This window comes from Salinicoccus sp. ID82-1 (assembly GCF_021991715.1).
Classification (GTDB): Bacteria; Bacillota; Bacilli; order Staphylococcales; family Salinicoccaceae; genus Salinicoccus; species Salinicoccus cyprini.
Map to the genome: position 1 here is coordinate 995,785 of NZ_JAGFLY010000001.1, position 14,738 is coordinate 1,010,522.

Annotated in this window: 15 protein-coding genes; 3 read left to right on the forward strand and 12 right to left on the reverse strand. The window is 48.8% G+C overall.

Translation table 11 applies throughout. The features are described from left to right. Positions 1-3 precede the first annotated feature (3 nt). From J4760_RS05200 to J4760_RS05210, 3 genes are all read right to left on the reverse strand, one after another. Positions 4-1,293, reverse strand: coding sequence for a dicarboxylate/amino acid:cation symporter (locus J4760_RS05200; protein WP_145287161.1), 1,290 nt, complete (start codon positions 1,291-1,293; stop codon positions 4-6). A gap of 105 nt (positions 1,294-1,398) precedes the next feature. Continuing rightward, on the reverse strand, positions 1,399-2,031 hold the full coding sequence (locus tag J4760_RS05205) for a response regulator (RefSeq protein ID WP_145287164.1): 633 nt from the start codon (positions 2,029-2,031) through the stop codon (positions 1,399-1,401). 4 nt (positions 2,032-2,035) lie between these two features. Next, positions 2,036-3,142 (reverse strand): GAF domain-containing sensor histidine kinase, encoded by a 1,107-nt coding sequence (locus tag J4760_RS05210; protein ID WP_145287166.1) that lies wholly within the window; start codon positions 3,140-3,142, stop codon positions 2,036-2,038. A 145-nt stretch (positions 3,143-3,287) separates the two neighbouring features. Here J4760_RS05210 and J4760_RS05215 point away from each other — a divergent pair, with 145 nt between their 5' ends. Genes J4760_RS05215 through J4760_RS05225 form a run of 3 tightly spaced genes read left to right on the forward strand, consistent with a single transcriptional unit; the run spans position 3,288 to position 5,012 of the window. Continuing rightward, positions 3,288-3,674, forward strand: a complete 387-nt coding sequence (locus J4760_RS05215) for a disulfide oxidoreductase (RefSeq protein ID WP_255695298.1) — start codon at positions 3,288-3,290, stop codon at positions 3,672-3,674. A 15-nt stretch (positions 3,675-3,689) separates the two neighbouring features. Continuing rightward, positions 3,690-4,184 (forward strand): thioredoxin family protein, encoded by a 495-nt coding sequence (locus J4760_RS05220; RefSeq protein WP_145287169.1) that lies wholly within the window; start codon positions 3,690-3,692, stop codon positions 4,182-4,184. Next, positions 4,185-5,012 carry an RluA family pseudouridine synthase gene (locus J4760_RS05225; RefSeq protein WP_145287172.1) on the forward strand — a complete coding sequence of 276 codons (828 nt, stop codon included), beginning with the start codon at positions 4,185-4,187 and terminating at the stop codon, positions 5,010-5,012. Positions 5,013-5,034: 22 nt separating this feature from the next. On the opposite strand, the gene J4760_RS05230 is transcribed toward J4760_RS05225, so the two are convergent. From J4760_RS05230 to trmL, 9 genes are all read right to left on the reverse strand, one after another. Beyond that, positions 5,035-5,631 carry an anthranilate synthase component II gene (locus J4760_RS05230; protein WP_145287175.1) on the reverse strand — a complete coding sequence of 199 codons (597 nt, stop codon included), beginning with the start codon at positions 5,629-5,631 and terminating at the stop codon, positions 5,035-5,037. Positions 5,632-5,641: 10 nt separating this feature from the next. Continuing rightward, complete coding sequence (trpE, locus tag J4760_RS05235; protein ID WP_237605004.1) at positions 5,642-7,144, reverse strand: anthranilate synthase component I; 1,503 nt, start codon at positions 7,142-7,144, stop codon at positions 5,642-5,644. A gap of 115 nt (positions 7,145-7,259) precedes the next feature. After that, on the reverse strand, positions 7,260-9,380 hold the full coding sequence (locus tag J4760_RS05240; RefSeq protein ID WP_145287181.1) for an RNA degradosome polyphosphate kinase: 2,121 nt from the start codon (positions 9,378-9,380) through the stop codon (positions 7,260-7,262). A gap of 35 nt (positions 9,381-9,415) precedes the next feature. Beyond that, entirely contained in the window at positions 9,416-10,942 is a 1,527-nt protein-coding gene (gene ppx / locus J4760_RS05245; protein WP_237605005.1) for an exopolyphosphatase, read from the reverse strand. Between the two features lie 10 nt (positions 10,943-10,952). Continuing rightward, positions 10,953-12,341, reverse strand: coding sequence for a class II fumarate hydratase (fumC, locus tag J4760_RS05250; protein WP_237605006.1), 1,389 nt, complete (start codon positions 12,339-12,341; stop codon positions 10,953-10,955). 78 nt (positions 12,342-12,419) lie between these two features. Next, entirely contained in the window at positions 12,420-12,608 is a 189-nt protein-coding gene (locus J4760_RS05255) for an SAS053 family DNA gyrase inhibitor (protein ID WP_237605007.1), read from the reverse strand. Between the two features lie 10 nt (positions 12,609-12,618). Beyond that, the gene (locus J4760_RS05260) at positions 12,619-13,212 is read right to left on the reverse strand and encodes a sugar phosphate isomerase family (RefSeq protein ID WP_237605008.1); all 594 of its coding nucleotides are present in this window, start codon (positions 13,210-13,212) and stop codon (positions 12,619-12,621) included. Between the two features lie 300 nt (positions 13,213-13,512). Beyond that, positions 13,513-14,250 (reverse strand): oxygen-insensitive NADPH nitroreductase, encoded by a 738-nt coding sequence (gene nfsA / locus J4760_RS05265; protein ID WP_237605009.1) that lies wholly within the window; start codon positions 14,248-14,250, stop codon positions 13,513-13,515. A 10-nt stretch (positions 14,251-14,260) separates the two neighbouring features. Next, positions 14,261-14,731, reverse strand: a complete 471-nt coding sequence (gene trmL, locus J4760_RS05270) for a tRNA (uridine(34)/cytosine(34)/5-carboxymethylaminomethyluridine(34)-2'-O)-methyltransferase TrmL (protein ID WP_145287198.1) — start codon at positions 14,729-14,731, stop codon at positions 14,261-14,263. Positions 14,732-14,738 lie beyond the last annotated feature (7 nt).

Here is a 14,738-nt window from a genome sequence, read left to right on the forward strand (position 1 = left end):
GTTTTATGTCCGGCTATTTCCGGCTTCTTCGCGTCTTGTCTGCTGCTCGTTGATCACCAGTGCAATTGCTGCATCACCCGTGACATTGACCATCGTACGTGTCATATCAAGCAGCCTGTCGATACCGATGATGATACCGATTGCTGCCGGGTCGAGGCCGACTGCCGTCAGAACCATCGCCAGCATGACAAGGCCGACACCAGGGACCCCGGCAGTACCGATGCTTGCGATCGTTGCAATGATGACAACCGTGATCATCTGCATGATCGTCAGATCCACTCCTGAGAGCTGGGCGATGAAGACCGTAGCGACACCCTGCATGATGGCTGTACCATCCATGTTGATCGTCGAGCCGAGCGGCTGTACAAAGCTTGATATGCTTTTACGGACCTTCAGATTCTCCTGCGCGGTCTCAAGTGAGATCGGCAGCACAGCACTTGAGGATGAAGTACTGAACGCCACACCCATTGCCGGCGCAAAGTTTCTGATGAACCAGATGAAACTTTTTTTCGCAAGAAACTGGACTGCTGATCCGTAGACGATCGCAAAATGGATGAAGAGTGCCAGCAGTACGCATAGGAAGTACATGCCGAGCTGCTGGATTGCACCGAATCCTGCCTGGACGAACGCTGTGGCAACCAGTCCGAATGCACCGATGGCAGCAAAGTATTTCATGATGGCCAGAACAATCCACATGACGACCTCATTCGCCTGCTCGAACAGCGTCACGAGACCTGTCGTCTTATCCTTGATGGCGATCATTGCGATACCGATGAAAATGGCGAACGTGATGATCTGCAGCATGTTCTGTGTACTCATCGCTTCAAGGACATTGGTCGGCACCAGATTGATCAGTGTCTGGTCAAATCCCTGCTGGATGGCTTCACCTGTGGCACCGCCTTCAAGCTCAGTCTCCCGGTATTCCGATACTTCGTCGGAATCAAGCAGTGGGGACTGTCCTTCCCCCGGGTTCAGAATGTTGGCGACAGTCATGGCAATGGTGATGGCCAATGCTGTAGTCACCAGGTAGAAGGCCAGTGTCTTGATGCCGATGCCCCCAAGCATCTTCGGATCCCCGACGTTGACCACGCCGAGTACGATTGAAATGAATACAACAGGCACAACCATCATGAATATCATGTTCAGGAACAGCTGACCCACCACATTGAATATGTACCGGTCGATCCACTGCACCCATGCCTGGTCGGCCATCAGGTTGAATACCGATCCGACAATGATGCCGAGAATCAGGGCGGTGATGATCTGTATTGTCAGTTTATTTCCTACTTTCATATTACCCCTCCAAATCTTGAAACTCTTCTTTCAATTATACTGTCTGGGACCACGGCTTGCAATCTGAAAGTGTAAACGGTTCCTTATCCTTTATGATGCGGGTAATCAGAGTTCAACGATATTATATTTGATGGCGTAGATGACTGCCTGCGTCCGATCTGAAACTTCAAGTTTATTCAGTATATGGCTGACGTGCGTCTTCACAGTCTTTTCACTGACATAGAGTGCCTCGCCGATCTCCTTGTTGGATTTTCCTTTGACGATTTCACGCAGTACCTCGACTTCGCGGGCGGATAATGCATTCTTCTCATGAGGCATATCCCCTTCCCGATCGATGACTTCAAGAATATTTGGATGGATCACCTTTTCGCCCTCGATCACCTTGATGATCGAATCGATCAGTTCCTCGGCTTCCATCTCCTTGATGATGTACCCATCAGCGTGGGCGGCAAACACAGGACGGATATATTCTTCGCTTGTATAGCTGGACAGGACGAGCACCTTGATGTCCGGATAGTGGCTCTTGATGGCACGTGTCGCTTCGATGCCATCCATTTCAGGCATGACCAGGTCCAGCAGTACCAGATCCGTCCTTTCATGATTCCCTTTCAGATAGTCCAGTACTTCCTGGCCTGTACTGAAGTCATCCAGAACATTGATGTCCTCTGTGGTGGACAAAAGGAACTTCATCCCTTCCCTGACGATATGGTGGTCATCCACCAGGATGATATTATACATGTACTCACTCCTTTGAAGGGACGCTGATGATGGTCCGCGTCCCTTTGCCTGTTTCTGATGTAATTTCAAATGTGCCGCCAAGCTTATGGATGCGCTCCTTCATGTTGGACAGGCCATAGCTGAATTTCTGCTGCTCGAGTGCGTCAAATCCCCGTCCGCCATCTTCAATGGTGACCTGGAGCACTTTCGGACCGGCGTTCATTCTGATGACTGCCACATTGGCGCCTGAATGCTTTCTGATGTTGTTGAGGCTTTCCTGGATGACCCTGTAGAGTCCCACCTCCACCTGGTCGGATACGTCGTAGAAGCCATCGACCTGGATATCGATTTCAAGATCCAGCAGTTCTGCATATTTCTCGACAGCATCGATGATGCCATTTTCAAGACCGATCGGCTTAAGCTGCCAGATCAGTGCCTTCATCTCCTTCATCGCATGCTTTGAAGTATGCTCGATCGAATTGAATGCGTCTTTAAGCTTATTTTCATCCTTCATGCTTTTGGCTGCATGGGAAGTGATACCGATCGAAAAGAGCATCTGATTGACAGAATCATGAAGATCCCGTGCCAGCCGCTGTCTTTCCCTGATGATCATGTTCTCCTGCTCCTGTGCAGTCAGTTCGATCCGTTTCAGTGTTGATCCGATCTGGAATGCCACGGATTCGAGCAGATCAAGTTCATCCTGGCTGAACTCCTGCCTGTGCGGGCTCGCAACATTCAGAAGACCGAAGGATTCATCACCAGAAATGAGCGGCACTGTCGCATGGTGGGTGATGCCGTTATTCTCCTCCGGATAGTCGATCCGTGCCTTTTCAAGACGTGAGCAGACGAATATATTGGTCGCAGTCCGGAGCTCCTTATTGTTGTACTTGTTTACACACCAGCATCTGCCTTCGCACAGATGCTGATGCCCTGCCTTCTGCAATGAGGGGGGCAGCCGGTAGTGGGCACTCAGTTCGTGCTGTCCTTCTTCGTTGATGAAGAACAGCCATCCTGTATCGAATTCGGAATGGTCGACCAGCATCTTCAATGCACCATGAATCATGGTGCTGCGATCGGTTTCCTCATTGAGGAACTCAGCGATATCCTTGAGCAGCTGGAGCTTGCTTTTCATCGTAACACCTCTCCTCGGCCAAATGTTAATAACTTTGTAAATATATCGTTCCCACGTGTCCAATGATATCACTTATAATGATATAGTATGAACCTGAAATAAAACAGCAAACAGGAGGAATAGTGTGACCAATAACAAACTCTTCATGCAGCTGATCTTCTTCACTGCGCTGATCGCCACGCTCGGCTCTTTCTACTTCAGTGAAATCAGACAGTATGTCCCTTGCGAGTTCTGCTGGTACCAGCGCATTCTCATGTACCCGCTCGTCATCATCTCGATCATCTCGATCATCAGGAATGATATGGGTGCAAAATACTATATCCGCATAATGAGCGGGATCGGTCTGCTCCTTGCAGTCTACCACTATGGACTGCAGAAGCTCAGCTTCCTCGGGGATAATCTGGCCGCATGCACAGGTGTATCGTGCACCGTCCAGTACATCAACTGGTTCGGCTTCATCACAATACCTTTCCTCTCATTCATTGCTTTTACCCTCATCTTTATATTATCATTTATGATAAAAAGAAAATAAAAAGGAGTTCATAACATGGGAAATAAAATATTCTACGGCATCATCGCTCTTGTCATCGTCGCTTTCGCCGCTGTCTTCATCTTCATGAACAGCGCTTCTGAGAATCCGGAAGACGGCTACTACCCGTACACAGATCTCGAATCGGAAAACTTGAGCGGTGCCACAATCGACAAGCTTGAGGACGAAAACTACCACTACAACAAAACACTCGATGAAACAAGGGAGATCATAGATGCGGGCGATGGCGAATTCGTCTACTTCTGGAGTCCGACATGTTCCCACTGTGCCGCCGCCACGCCATTCCTGATCGATGCATTCAATCAGACCGGCGAAGAAGTCACCCAGCTCAATATTCTGGAATACGAACAGGCATGGAACGACTACGCAATCGAAGCGACGCCGACACTTGTCTATTATGAAAATGGCGAAGAGGTGGACCGTTTCGCGGGCAACCCGGGCAATGCGGATGAATATGTACAGTTCATCAATGCCATGACAGGAGCGGAATAGATGAAATTCAATATGCATCAGAAATTCGATGGCATGACACTGGAAGAGGTACTGAAGACGCTGCACGTGCCAAAAAAAGAACTGCACTTCCTGCGCATGTCGAAGGATATTATCATCAACGGCGAAAATGCACCATTGAACGCGACGATCTCAGCCGATGACCTGGTCATCCTTCCTGATACGGGCGCGCGCAGCCAGTATAAGCCGAGCTACCGCAACTGTGATGTCATGTATGAAGACCGGTATCTCGCGGTACTGTTCAAGCCGAGGGGGGTCAAAACCCACCCGAACCAGATGAATGAAACGAATACGCTGATGAACCATGCAATCTATACACTGGAAGCGGAATATCTCGAACCCATCCATCGGCTCGACCAGGAGACGAAAGGTGTGCTGCTCGTCGCGAAAAACCCGCTTGTCAAAAAGATGCTCGACCATATGCTGAGCGAACGCGACATCAAGCGCACCTACATTGCCAGAATAGATACGAAGAAACGCTTTGAGCCCCAGACGATCAGTGCACCCATCGCCAAGGATCCGAAGGAGCGCAACAAGTATCATGTGACATCAAAAGGCAAGGAAGCGGTCACCCACATCATCGGTTCGAAAGTAGGTGCCGACTACTGCGAACTGGAAATAGAGCTCGAGACCGGACGGACGCACCAGATCCGCGTACACCTCGCACATGCCGGTTTTCCTGTTATCGGAGATCCGCTCTATGGCGATTCCACACTCAGAGACCTTCAGCTCTTCAGCTATAAAATAGAATTCATCCATCCGATACTGCAGAAAACAGTCACTGTACAGCTGGATAAGGATGCCTTATAGAATGGAAAAACACCTTTGAAACTTATTGTTTCAAAGGTGTTTTCTTGTCTCTGCAGAATTTCTGCACGACATTTCTGATCAGTCGTCTGCCTTCTGCAGAACCGATGGACTCGGGGTGGAACTGGACGCCTTCAATCGGCAGCGTGCGGTGTCTGATGCCGGCAATTTCACCAAGCTCCGATTTTGCTGTGACTATGAAGCAGTCGGGCAAGGTCTCCTTGTCGACGATGAGGGAATGGTAGTTCATCACTTCCGAGGCCTGGGACATGCCTTCATAGATACCTGTACCTTCGTGGTACAACAGAGACGTCTTGCCGTGCATCAGCCTGCTCGTGCGCCCGACCATCCCGCCGAATACGTGGGCGATGGTCTGATGGCCGAGGCATACACCGAATATCGGAATTGTTTCCTTGTAATGTTCTATGACCTCCATGGTCATTCCCGTATCTTCCGGACGCTTTGCTCCGGGAGAAAGGAATATGAGGTCCGGAGCCAGCCTATCGATCTCCTCAAAGGCCACTTCATCGTTTCTTCTGACAACGATCTCCTCCCCCATTTCTCCAAGCGCCTGCACAATGTTGAAGGTGAAAGAATCGTAATGGTCGATCATGTATATCATATCAGCCCTCCTATACCTTCATTGTATTTCTGTTGCCGAAAATGCTTTCTGTCAGACGGACGGTGTGCTCCAGAGCGCTTGCCTTGCTGATCGTCTCCTGGTATTCCGCTTCAGGATCGGAATCGGCAACCACTCCGGCACCTGCCTGGATATACAGGTCCTGGCCGACCAGTGTCATGGTCCGTATTGTAATGCAGGAATCGATATTGCCATCGAATCCGAGGTATAGGATGCTTCCGCCATAGAGATTTCTTGCTGTCGGTTCGAGTTCACGCAGTATCTGCATGGCACGCACTTTAGGGGCGCCGGAGAGCGTTCCAGCGGGAAACGAGGAGATGAATGCATCGATCGGCGATATGCCGGCTTTGAGCCTGCCTTGGACTTTGCTGATGATGTGCATGACTCTCGAGAATCTGCCGATCACCATATATTCGCTCACATCTACAGAACCATACTCAGCCACCCTGCCGATGTCATTTCTGGCCAGATCGACGAGCATGCGGTGCTCTGCACGCTCCTTTTCATCATTGAGCAGTTCCTCGGCAAGCATTTCATCCTCAGCTTCCGTAACCCCTCTTCTTCTTGTACCGGCAATCGGATGGATTTCCAGATTGCCATCCTGCACTTCAAGCTGGCGCTCCGGGGAGCTGCCGATGACTTCGACACCATCAAACTTCAAGTAGTACATGTACGGGGATGGGTTCACTTTTCTCAGCACACGGTAGAGCTCAAAACCGCTTCTCTCCGTCTTTTTATGGAAACGCTGCGAAAGCACGGCCTGGAGGATATCTCCGGCTTCTATATAGTCTCTTATTTTGCCGACGTCCTGTAGAAACTTCTGTTTCTCATAGTTGCTGTCGAGCTCGAATCCTTCCGTTTTCGGCAGAACCGTCGGCAGCAGCAGATCGGATAGTCTGCTGCCCTGCATCAGACTTGTTCTGATATGCTCGATTGCAGCAATGGCATCATAGTAGATCTCTTCAGTATCCTGCTCGGCATCAACCCTCGCAAAATGGATGATGTTCAGTTCTTTTGAATGATGATCGTATACAAGGAGCGAGCGGCAGAACAGCAGGTGATAGTTCGACAGCCGCTCCTTTTCAAACGGCGCATCCGGTACAGGCTCATAATCGCTGATGGCATCATAGCTGATATAGCCGACACCGCCACCTTTGAATGGAATATCCATATCCGGAATTTTCACCTGCAGCCGCTCGACCGTCGTTTCAAATGCCCTTTTGAAGGAAGGTGCTGTAGACTGGTGCCCTCTTTCCAGATCACGGATGATGAACTTGTGTTCCGATTCCTGTATTTCCATCATTGGATCGAGACCGATAAAGGAGAAGTTGGACCACGCCGAATCAGGCTCCTGACTTTCCAGCATATATACTGCTTCATCTTTCAACGAATGAAACATCTGTACCGGCGTCAGCAGATCAGTGCTGAAAGATTCAATCACCGGCACAGTACGGTAGTTACGGGCGTTCTTAAGGAATTCCTCATACGTGGTCATGTCTTCACCTCTTCTTCTATTTATATCTAGTCAGTTTATATAAATTTCAGAATAAAGTCAATGTACTATGCCATGCAAAAAAGGCCAGGGATGTCCTCCCTGGCCTTCAGCCACTCTAATTTTTGCGTCTGAATCGATTTCTGACTTTCAGCAGCAGCTGGTTTTCCTTCTGCACCAGCTGTTCCCTGCCATGTCTCTCAGCGCGCCTCATCAGTTCGACCTGGGCACTGATCGGTTCGTGCTCATTTTCAACATATTCGTAGGAACCGTCCTGCTTCTGGATACGGGCTTTGATGTTATCCTTCAGGTACAGACGGCTGATGGATCTGATCTCTTCGACAATCAATGGATCTTTGATCGGGAAGAGGATTTCGACGCGCTTGATCATGTTGCGCGTCATCATATCAGCCGAAGAAAGGAACATCTTCTCTTCCCCATTGTGGTTGAAGTAGTAGATTCTGGAGTGCTCCAGGAACCTGCCGACGATACTGATGACTCTGATGTTGTCGCTGACATCCTCTATTCCTGGCTTCAGACAGCAGATGCCGCGTATGACAAGATCCACTTTTACGCCTTCCTGGGAAGCCTGGAGCAGCTTGTTGATGATTTTCTTGTCCGTCAGGGAATTCATCTTGGCAAAAATATATCCTTTGCCGTTCTCCTTGTGGAACTCGATCTCCTTATCGATGTATTCCGCAAAGAGATCCCTTATTTCAAATGGTGCCACGTGCAGGGCCTTGTAATCCGGCTTCAGGGAATATCCGCTGAGATAGTTGAAGAAATTGATGGCATCGTTGCCGATATCCTCATCCGTCGTGATGATGCCCATATCCGTATACAGCTTTGCAGTGGAATCATTATAGTTTCCGGTACCAAGATGGACGTAGCGGACCAGCTTGCCCTTTACACGCTTGACGACGAGCGTGATCTTGCTGTGCGTCTTCAAATAGTTCATGCCGTAGATGACATGACAGCCGGCATCCTCAAGTTCCTTCGCCCACTGTACATTATTCTCCTCATCGAACCTTGCCTTCAGTTCAACAAGGACAGTCACCTGTTTGCCGTTCTCTGCAGCATTCTTCAGCGCTTCGATGATCGGCGAATCGCTTGATACACGGTAGAGGGTCTGCTTGATGGCCAGTACATTCGGATCTTCGGCCGCCTCGCGCATGAAGTCGACGATGGGATGGAAGCTCTCGAACGGGTGATGGAAGAATATATCCTTCTCAAGCGCCAGCTCATATATGTTCTTGCCTGACAGCAGTGCCGGCTCCTGAGGCGTAAATGGCGGGTATGCCAGATGCGGGAATCTGTCCTTCAGGTCGGAAGTCAATCCGAACAGGAACGTCAGATCGAGCGGTGCATCAAATTTATATACATCCTGTTCCGACAGTCCCAGTTCACTGCGCAGGAATGAACCGTTGGTGCTGTCATTTTTACTGATGTCTATTTCAAGCCGGACTGCAGCTCCCTTTGTACGCTCTTTCAAGAACCTTTCAATTTCAATCAGAAGATCCGCCGCACCTTCCTCATGTATCGTCAAGTCTGCATTTCTTGTAATTCTGAATGGGAAGGTACGATCAATCTCATAACCGCCGAACAGCTTGCTGATATGCTTCTCTATAATATCCTCTGCCAATACGAAATAGGTCTTCCTGCCGTCAGTCAGTTCAAAATAGCGGCGGATGACGGTAGGCAGCTGCACGATGGCAGTCTGTTCGCCCAGCTTATTGGATAGATTGACGAATATGTTGATTTTCTTATTCATCAGTTTTGGAAACGGCCGATAGGCGTCGATACCGAGAGGAGTAAGAGACGGATAGATTTCCGTATCGAAAATGGATTCGATTTCATTCTGAAGGTCTTCCGACAAGTCGTCGGGGCGCTTCAGGTAGATATCATATTCTTCCAGTTCGCGCATCAGACGATGATAATATTCGTATTGTATCGTGCTGTTCTGCCGGTTCAGTCTGCTGATGCCTTCAAGCTGTTCTTGTGGTGTCAGCTGTGTTTTTGTATCCGGCTCATGATAGTTCATTTTGATCTGGTCCTTGATACCCGCTACCCGGACCATGAAAAATTCATCCAGATTCGAGCTGGTGATTGCCAGAAACTTCAGTTTCTCAAGAAGCGGATTATTGACATCTGCCGCTTCTTCAATGACCCTGTAGTTGAATCTGAGCCAGCTCAATTCCCGATTGTTGTAATACTCCTTATCATTCAATCGATATGTCATCACTATTCTCCTACTCCCTTGATTAAAGATAGTTATCAGGCTTCCACGAACCTGATCTCCAGACCCGTGTCCATGATTTTTTCAATGTGCTTCTTCTGTCTTATCGCCTGATACTCTTCAGCAATCGGATCGCCTTTATACCTGACTGTCAGACGCATCTTGTCGTCAGCCTTTTCCAAAAAGAGATCCTGGACAATATTGGTATTTGAGATATTCAGTGCATTGGCAAACTTCAGTATGCTGCCAAGCGTCTGCAGGCTGTCCAGATCGTCTGCATCGAACCACCCTGTCTCTTCAGCGAAGAACTGTAGCAGTGTCTTGTTCTTGAAACTTGCAAGAAGTGCCAGTCGCACCCGGTCGAGGTGGACAATGCCATTGATATTACTGTTTGAGATCAGATAATAAGTATGCTGACTTGTAGCGTCCCTGTCAATGAAGGATCCCAAATAGAAGATATGCGCCGCATTCTTCATCAAGTATTTTTCATGCTTGCCAAGGGAGATGAAATCGAATTTTTCAAGCTCGTGGGAAATACGTTCTGCGATCTGCTGACGCTTCTCGCCCTCTTCTCTCTGGATGTGGAAGTCATTCGACAGTTCGATAAGAGAGTCTCTGAAAATATGGTACTTGTTGAAGGCCGCCGGGTAGTCCTTCGAGATGATGGACATGGCGAGCCCCTCTCTGAGTCCTTTGCGGCTGAATTTGAACTCATTGGCCTTGACGACGTCATAAAGGGACTTGAAGACAATTGAACTCGGCAGGATGATATCGCTGCGGTCCTTGCTCAGGCCGTCGATGTTATCCAGGTCGTCTGAATTCGTACCCTCGAGCAGGTCATAGACATCCTGAAGGTCATTGCGATCCATGGAATAGCCGTGAACCCCTGCTATCGGGTAGTTGATCGACGACTGGTGGATGCGTGCAATGTTCCGCGCACTGCCTCCAATTGCCAGTATAGGTACTTTGCGTTTTGAAAGCCATTTGACCGATTTGAGCTGTTCCTTGACATACTTCTCCGTCTTCTCAAGTGCTTCTTCATCGTTGTGCTCCTTGCCCTGGAAGAACATCGTATTCAATGTAACCACACCAAAAGGCAGACTGACGGAATGGATCAGCTCTTTATTTTCAAAAAATGTCAGTTCGGTACTGCCCCCACCGATATCGATGGTGACAGCATCCATATTGCTGATTGTATGAACGACGGCGTGGTAGCCGTAGCGGGCCTCTTCCTTGCCTGTGATCACTTTTATTTCCATGCCGACTTCAGATTTTGCCCTTTTCAGAATATCATCCACATTGACCGACTGGCGGATGGCCGCTGTCGCTACGGGATAGATTTCTTCAACATCATACTTTTCACTGATCAGCTGGAAACTGTTCAGAATGGAAAGGAGATTATTGATGCCTTCTTCGGCCATGACGTTGTCCTTATCAAGAAACCGTGCAAGTCTTGCAGGGGTTTTGATGTTCTGCAGTTCCTTCAGTCCCGTCCCACTGGTATATTCGAACAGCACAAGGCGCACTGTATTGGAACCGATATCGATGAGTCCGATCCTTTTCATAAGCAAGCTCCTACTCTCTGGATTGAATCATGTCTGCCGGGTTGATCCACTCATCGAACTGCTCTTCAGTAAGATGGCCGGATTCCACTGCAGATTCTTTCAGTGTAATGCCCTTCTCATGGGCGTTCTTTGCGATTTTTGCGGCGTTTTCATAGCCGATATGCGGATTGAGCGCTGTAACCAGCATCAATGAATTTTTAAGGAAACGCTCTATGTTCTCTCCCACAGGCTCTATTCCCACAGCACACTTGTCGTTAAACGTCTTCATGCCATCCGATAGCAGATAGATCGACTGCAGCGTGTTATACAGAATGACCGGTTTGAATACATTCAGCTCAAAATTGCCCTGGGAAGCGGCAAAGCCGACTGCTGCATCATTTCCGAACACCTGGGTTGCCACCATGGTCAGCATTTCGGACTGGGTCGGATTGACTTTGCCCGGCATGATGGAGGAACCAGGCTCATTTGCAGGTATTTCAATTTCTGCGATGCCGGCTCTTGGTCCGGAGGCGAGCCATCTGACATCATTGGCAATTTTCATGAGATCCGCTGCCAGTGCTTTCAGCGCACCGTGGAGGTATACCACTTCGTCATGGGAAGTGAGCGCATGAAACTTGTTCGGAGAGGATATGAACTCGTAGCCTGTCTGATTCGAGATTTCCTTTGCAACCCTGTCGCCGAACTCCGGATGGGCATTGATGCCTGTACCGACAGCAGTGCCGCCGATTGCAAGATTTTTGAGCTGTTGTTTTGATTCACCAATCAGTGTTTCACATTTTTCGAGCATGTATCTCCAGCCGCTGATCTCCTGGCCAAGCGTCAGTGGTGTCGCATCCTGAAGATGGGTACGCCCGATCTTGATGATATCCTTGAACGCTTCCTCCTTCTCTTCAAAAGTTGATCTCAATAGATCAAGTGCCGGGATGAGCTGTTCTTCTACAGCCTGATGGAGCGCAACATGCATGGCTGTCGGATAAGTATCATTGGAGCTTTGCGACTTATTGACGTCGTCATTCGGGTGGACCTTCTCTTCACTGCCCTTGGCCCCTAGATATTCGTTGGCTACATAGCTGACGACCTCATTGACGTTCATATTGCTCTGGGTGCCGCTTCCTGTCTGCCACACAACGAGTGGGAAATGTTCATCCAGTTCACGTGCAATGATCCGGTCGCATGCATGGACAATGGCATCCTTCTTCTGCTCAGACAATCTGCCGAGTGCATGGTTCGAGACTGCCGCCGCCTTCTTCAGATGTGCAAAGGCAACGATGACTTCAAGAGGCATCTTCTCCTTGCCGACAGGGAAGTTCTGTCTGCTTCTTTCCGTCTGTGCCGCCCAGTATTTATCACTTGGAACTTCAATTTCACCGATCGTATCCTTCTCTATTCTATATGACAATCAAAAAACCTCCTGATAATTAGTATACAAGAAATATTTTATACTAATTTTCAGAAGGATTCATCTGTTTCATGTCATTTAGTTGTCATCAGGACCCAACCCGTGGGACTCATCGTCGGAAGAATCGATCGGATAGTCTTCATTCTGTGAGATCTGTTCCATCTCTTTGCCGAGTGCTTTCACATCTTCCATGTCCTGGGTCATTTCGTTCTCATCAGGCTCAATATCTTTTCTGTAGTCGATATCCTTGTCATTATCCTTTTTCATACTTTTCCTCCTAGGCGAATTCGGAAGTGTAGTATTCCACAATATCCTGATCAAGCTGTGCTGCCGCTTCCTTATCCATCACGACTGTCACCATACGGTGCTGCTTCACCTTGCCGAAATCATCATCGTGGTTCTCGACTGCGTCATACAGACTTCTGATCGCCTCGGCCTTGTCACTCCCGGTGGCGACAAGCATCAGTTCCCGAGAATCAAACAGCTGGTCGTTGTCGCCGGATTCCGTGTATCCGAGATTCTTATTGGCACCGATCGAAAGGACTGTCAAGTTCGCCTGGTCCTTGTCATCCAGCACCTTCTTCATCGTATCGGCAGAACCATCCAGTTTAAGCTGGTCATCCGGTATATCCAGTTTCTCGAATACTTCCCTGTCACCGTCGCGATTGATGCCGACAATGTAGATCTGTGAGAAATCTGCCGGATGCTGCTTGGATTCACCTACAAACTTCCTATAGGTCCAGTCCAGCTCCTCATTCAGTTCAAGGCCGATTACACTTGTCGGGTTGTTATGCACCTGTTTTCTGATGATATCGGCCATATAGATGCTGACCAGTTCTTTATCCTGGAAAATTTTAAAATTCATTGCCATGTTGATTCCCCCTCGATTTCTCAATGTCTTTCTTGTTTTACCCTCATCATAAGGATTTCTAACAAAACTTTTATGCCTTTTCAGCTTTTTTCTTTACTGGTTATCGTTTATAATGATGTTATGTACGGAAAATTAGGAGGCGCAAATCATGAAAGCATTTCTAATACTGATGGTCAGCATATCCTTCATTGCTTCTATTCTGGCATCGAGCCGTGAATCAGAGTGGGGCTACAGGGATAACGGCGAAGAGAAAATATAGCAGCAATCCAAATAAGCCATGCATCTGCATGGCTTATTTTTTTATTGGCCGAGAAAACCCTGGTCCTTCAGTACACCGTCAACATCGAGACGCTGCTTCTGTCCGAGCATGCCGATGACCTGATCGCTCCAGGTATCACTGCGCGCCCCATCCGTGCGCTCGCTGTAGTAGTCGCTGATGCGTGTGTCGTAGTCGTCGATGACATCTTTCAGCTCGCCGACCGGCTGGTACGTATTTTCATGGTACACCGCTTCAAAAGGCAGTCTTTCCTTCTTGCTGCCTGAATGATCCGGATGGCCTGCGACCATTCCGAACAGCGGCACGACACCTTTTGGCAGTTCGAGGATTTCTATGACACGGGCCATATCATTTCTCAAAGACCCGATATAGCAGATGCCGAGCCCCATGCTCTCTGCTGCCACTGCCAGATTCTGTGCAGCAAGGGCCGCGTCGACCGTGCCGACAATCAGCTGCTCGGTCTTGTCGAAGGCGATCGGCTCGCCTTTATCTTTGGATAGCTCGACATGGCGGTTGTAGTCGATCAGGAAGACGAAAAGGTGGCCATTGTGCTCCACATAAGGCTGGGTACTGATTTCCCTGAGTGCCGCTTTCTTATCCTTATCCGTGATACCCATGATGCTGTACGCCTGTACATAGCTGGATGTACTTGCAGACTGGGCGGCAGTGACAAGCGTCCAGATTGTTTCCTCATCCAACGCCTCGTCCTTGAATTTCCTGATGGAGCGGTGATTATTCAATAGTTCAATAACTGAGTTCATACTCTGCCTCCTAGTGTAGTTGTGGGAACGCCTGCTGCTTCAGCGCTTCATATACGAGAATCGCAGCGGTATTCGCCAGGTTGAGGGATCTGACCTTATCGGTCATCGGTACTCTGAGTGCTGTATCTGCATATTTCTCCTTCATCCAGTCCGGGAGCCCGGAAGTCTCCCTTCCGAATACGAAGTAGTGGTTTTCATCATGATTACTGTAGTCGAGATCCGTGTAGTACTTTGTGGCGAATTTGGTAAGGAGATAATAGTTGCCCTCCGTCGCCTCGAAGAATGCTTCCACGGAGTCGTGATGGACGACATTGATGTTCGGCCAGTAGTCGAGCCCTGCCCGTTTGAGCATCTTGTCGTCGGTGGAAAATCCGAGCGGATGGATCAGATGCAGTGTCGTATCCGTTGCTGCACATGTCCTGCCGATATTTCCTGTATTATTCGGTATTTCCGGTTGATATAAAACAATATGATTTGGCATTGAAACC

Bases quoted from the DNA above. Each gene is read 5' to 3' on its own strand.
- trmL (WP_145287198.1), bottom strand. From the start codon at position 14,731: ATGCCAAATCATATTGTTTTATATCAACCGGAAATACCGAATAATACA.
- J4760_RS05200 (WP_145287161.1), bottom strand. From the start codon at position 1,293: ATGAAAGTAGGAAATAAACTGACAATACAGATCATCACCGCCCTGATT.
- J4760_RS05255 (WP_237605007.1), bottom strand. From the start codon at position 12,608: ATGAAAAAGGATAATGACAAGGATATCGACTACAGAAAAGATATTGAG.
- ppx (WP_237605005.1), bottom strand. From the start codon at position 10,942: ATGAAAAGGATCGGACTCATCGATATCGGTTCCAATACAGTGCGCCTT.
- J4760_RS05225 (WP_145287172.1), top strand. From the start codon at position 4,185: ATGAAATTCAATATGCATCAGAAATTCGATGGCATGACACTGGAAGAG.
- nfsA (WP_237605009.1), bottom strand. From the start codon at position 14,250: ATGAACTCAGTTATTGAACTATTGAATAATCACCGCTCCATCAGGAAA.
- J4760_RS05240 (WP_145287181.1), bottom strand. From the start codon at position 9,380: ATGACATATCGATTGAATGATAAGGAGTATTACAACAATCGGGAATTG.
- J4760_RS05260 (WP_237605008.1), bottom strand. From the start codon at position 13,212: ATGGCAATGAATTTTAAAATTTTCCAGGATAAAGAACTGGTCAGCATC.
- J4760_RS05220 (WP_145287169.1), top strand. From the start codon at position 3,690: ATGGGAAATAAAATATTCTACGGCATCATCGCTCTTGTCATCGTCGCT.
- J4760_RS05230 (WP_145287175.1), bottom strand. From the start codon at position 5,631: ATGATATACATGATCGACCATTACGATTCTTTCACCTTCAACATTGTG.
- J4760_RS05215 (WP_255695298.1), top strand. From the start codon at position 3,288: ATGCAGCTGATCTTCTTCACTGCGCTGATCGCCACGCTCGGCTCTTTC.
- J4760_RS05205 (WP_145287164.1), bottom strand. From the start codon at position 2,031: ATGTATAATATCATCCTGGTGGATGACCACCATATCGTCAGGGAAGGG.
- trpE (WP_237605004.1), bottom strand. From the start codon at position 7,144: ATGACCACGTATGAGGAATTCCTTAAGAACGCCCGTAACTACCGTACT.
- J4760_RS05210 (WP_145287166.1), bottom strand. From the start codon at position 3,142: ATGAAAAGCAAGCTCCAGCTGCTCAAGGATATCGCTGAGTTCCTCAAT.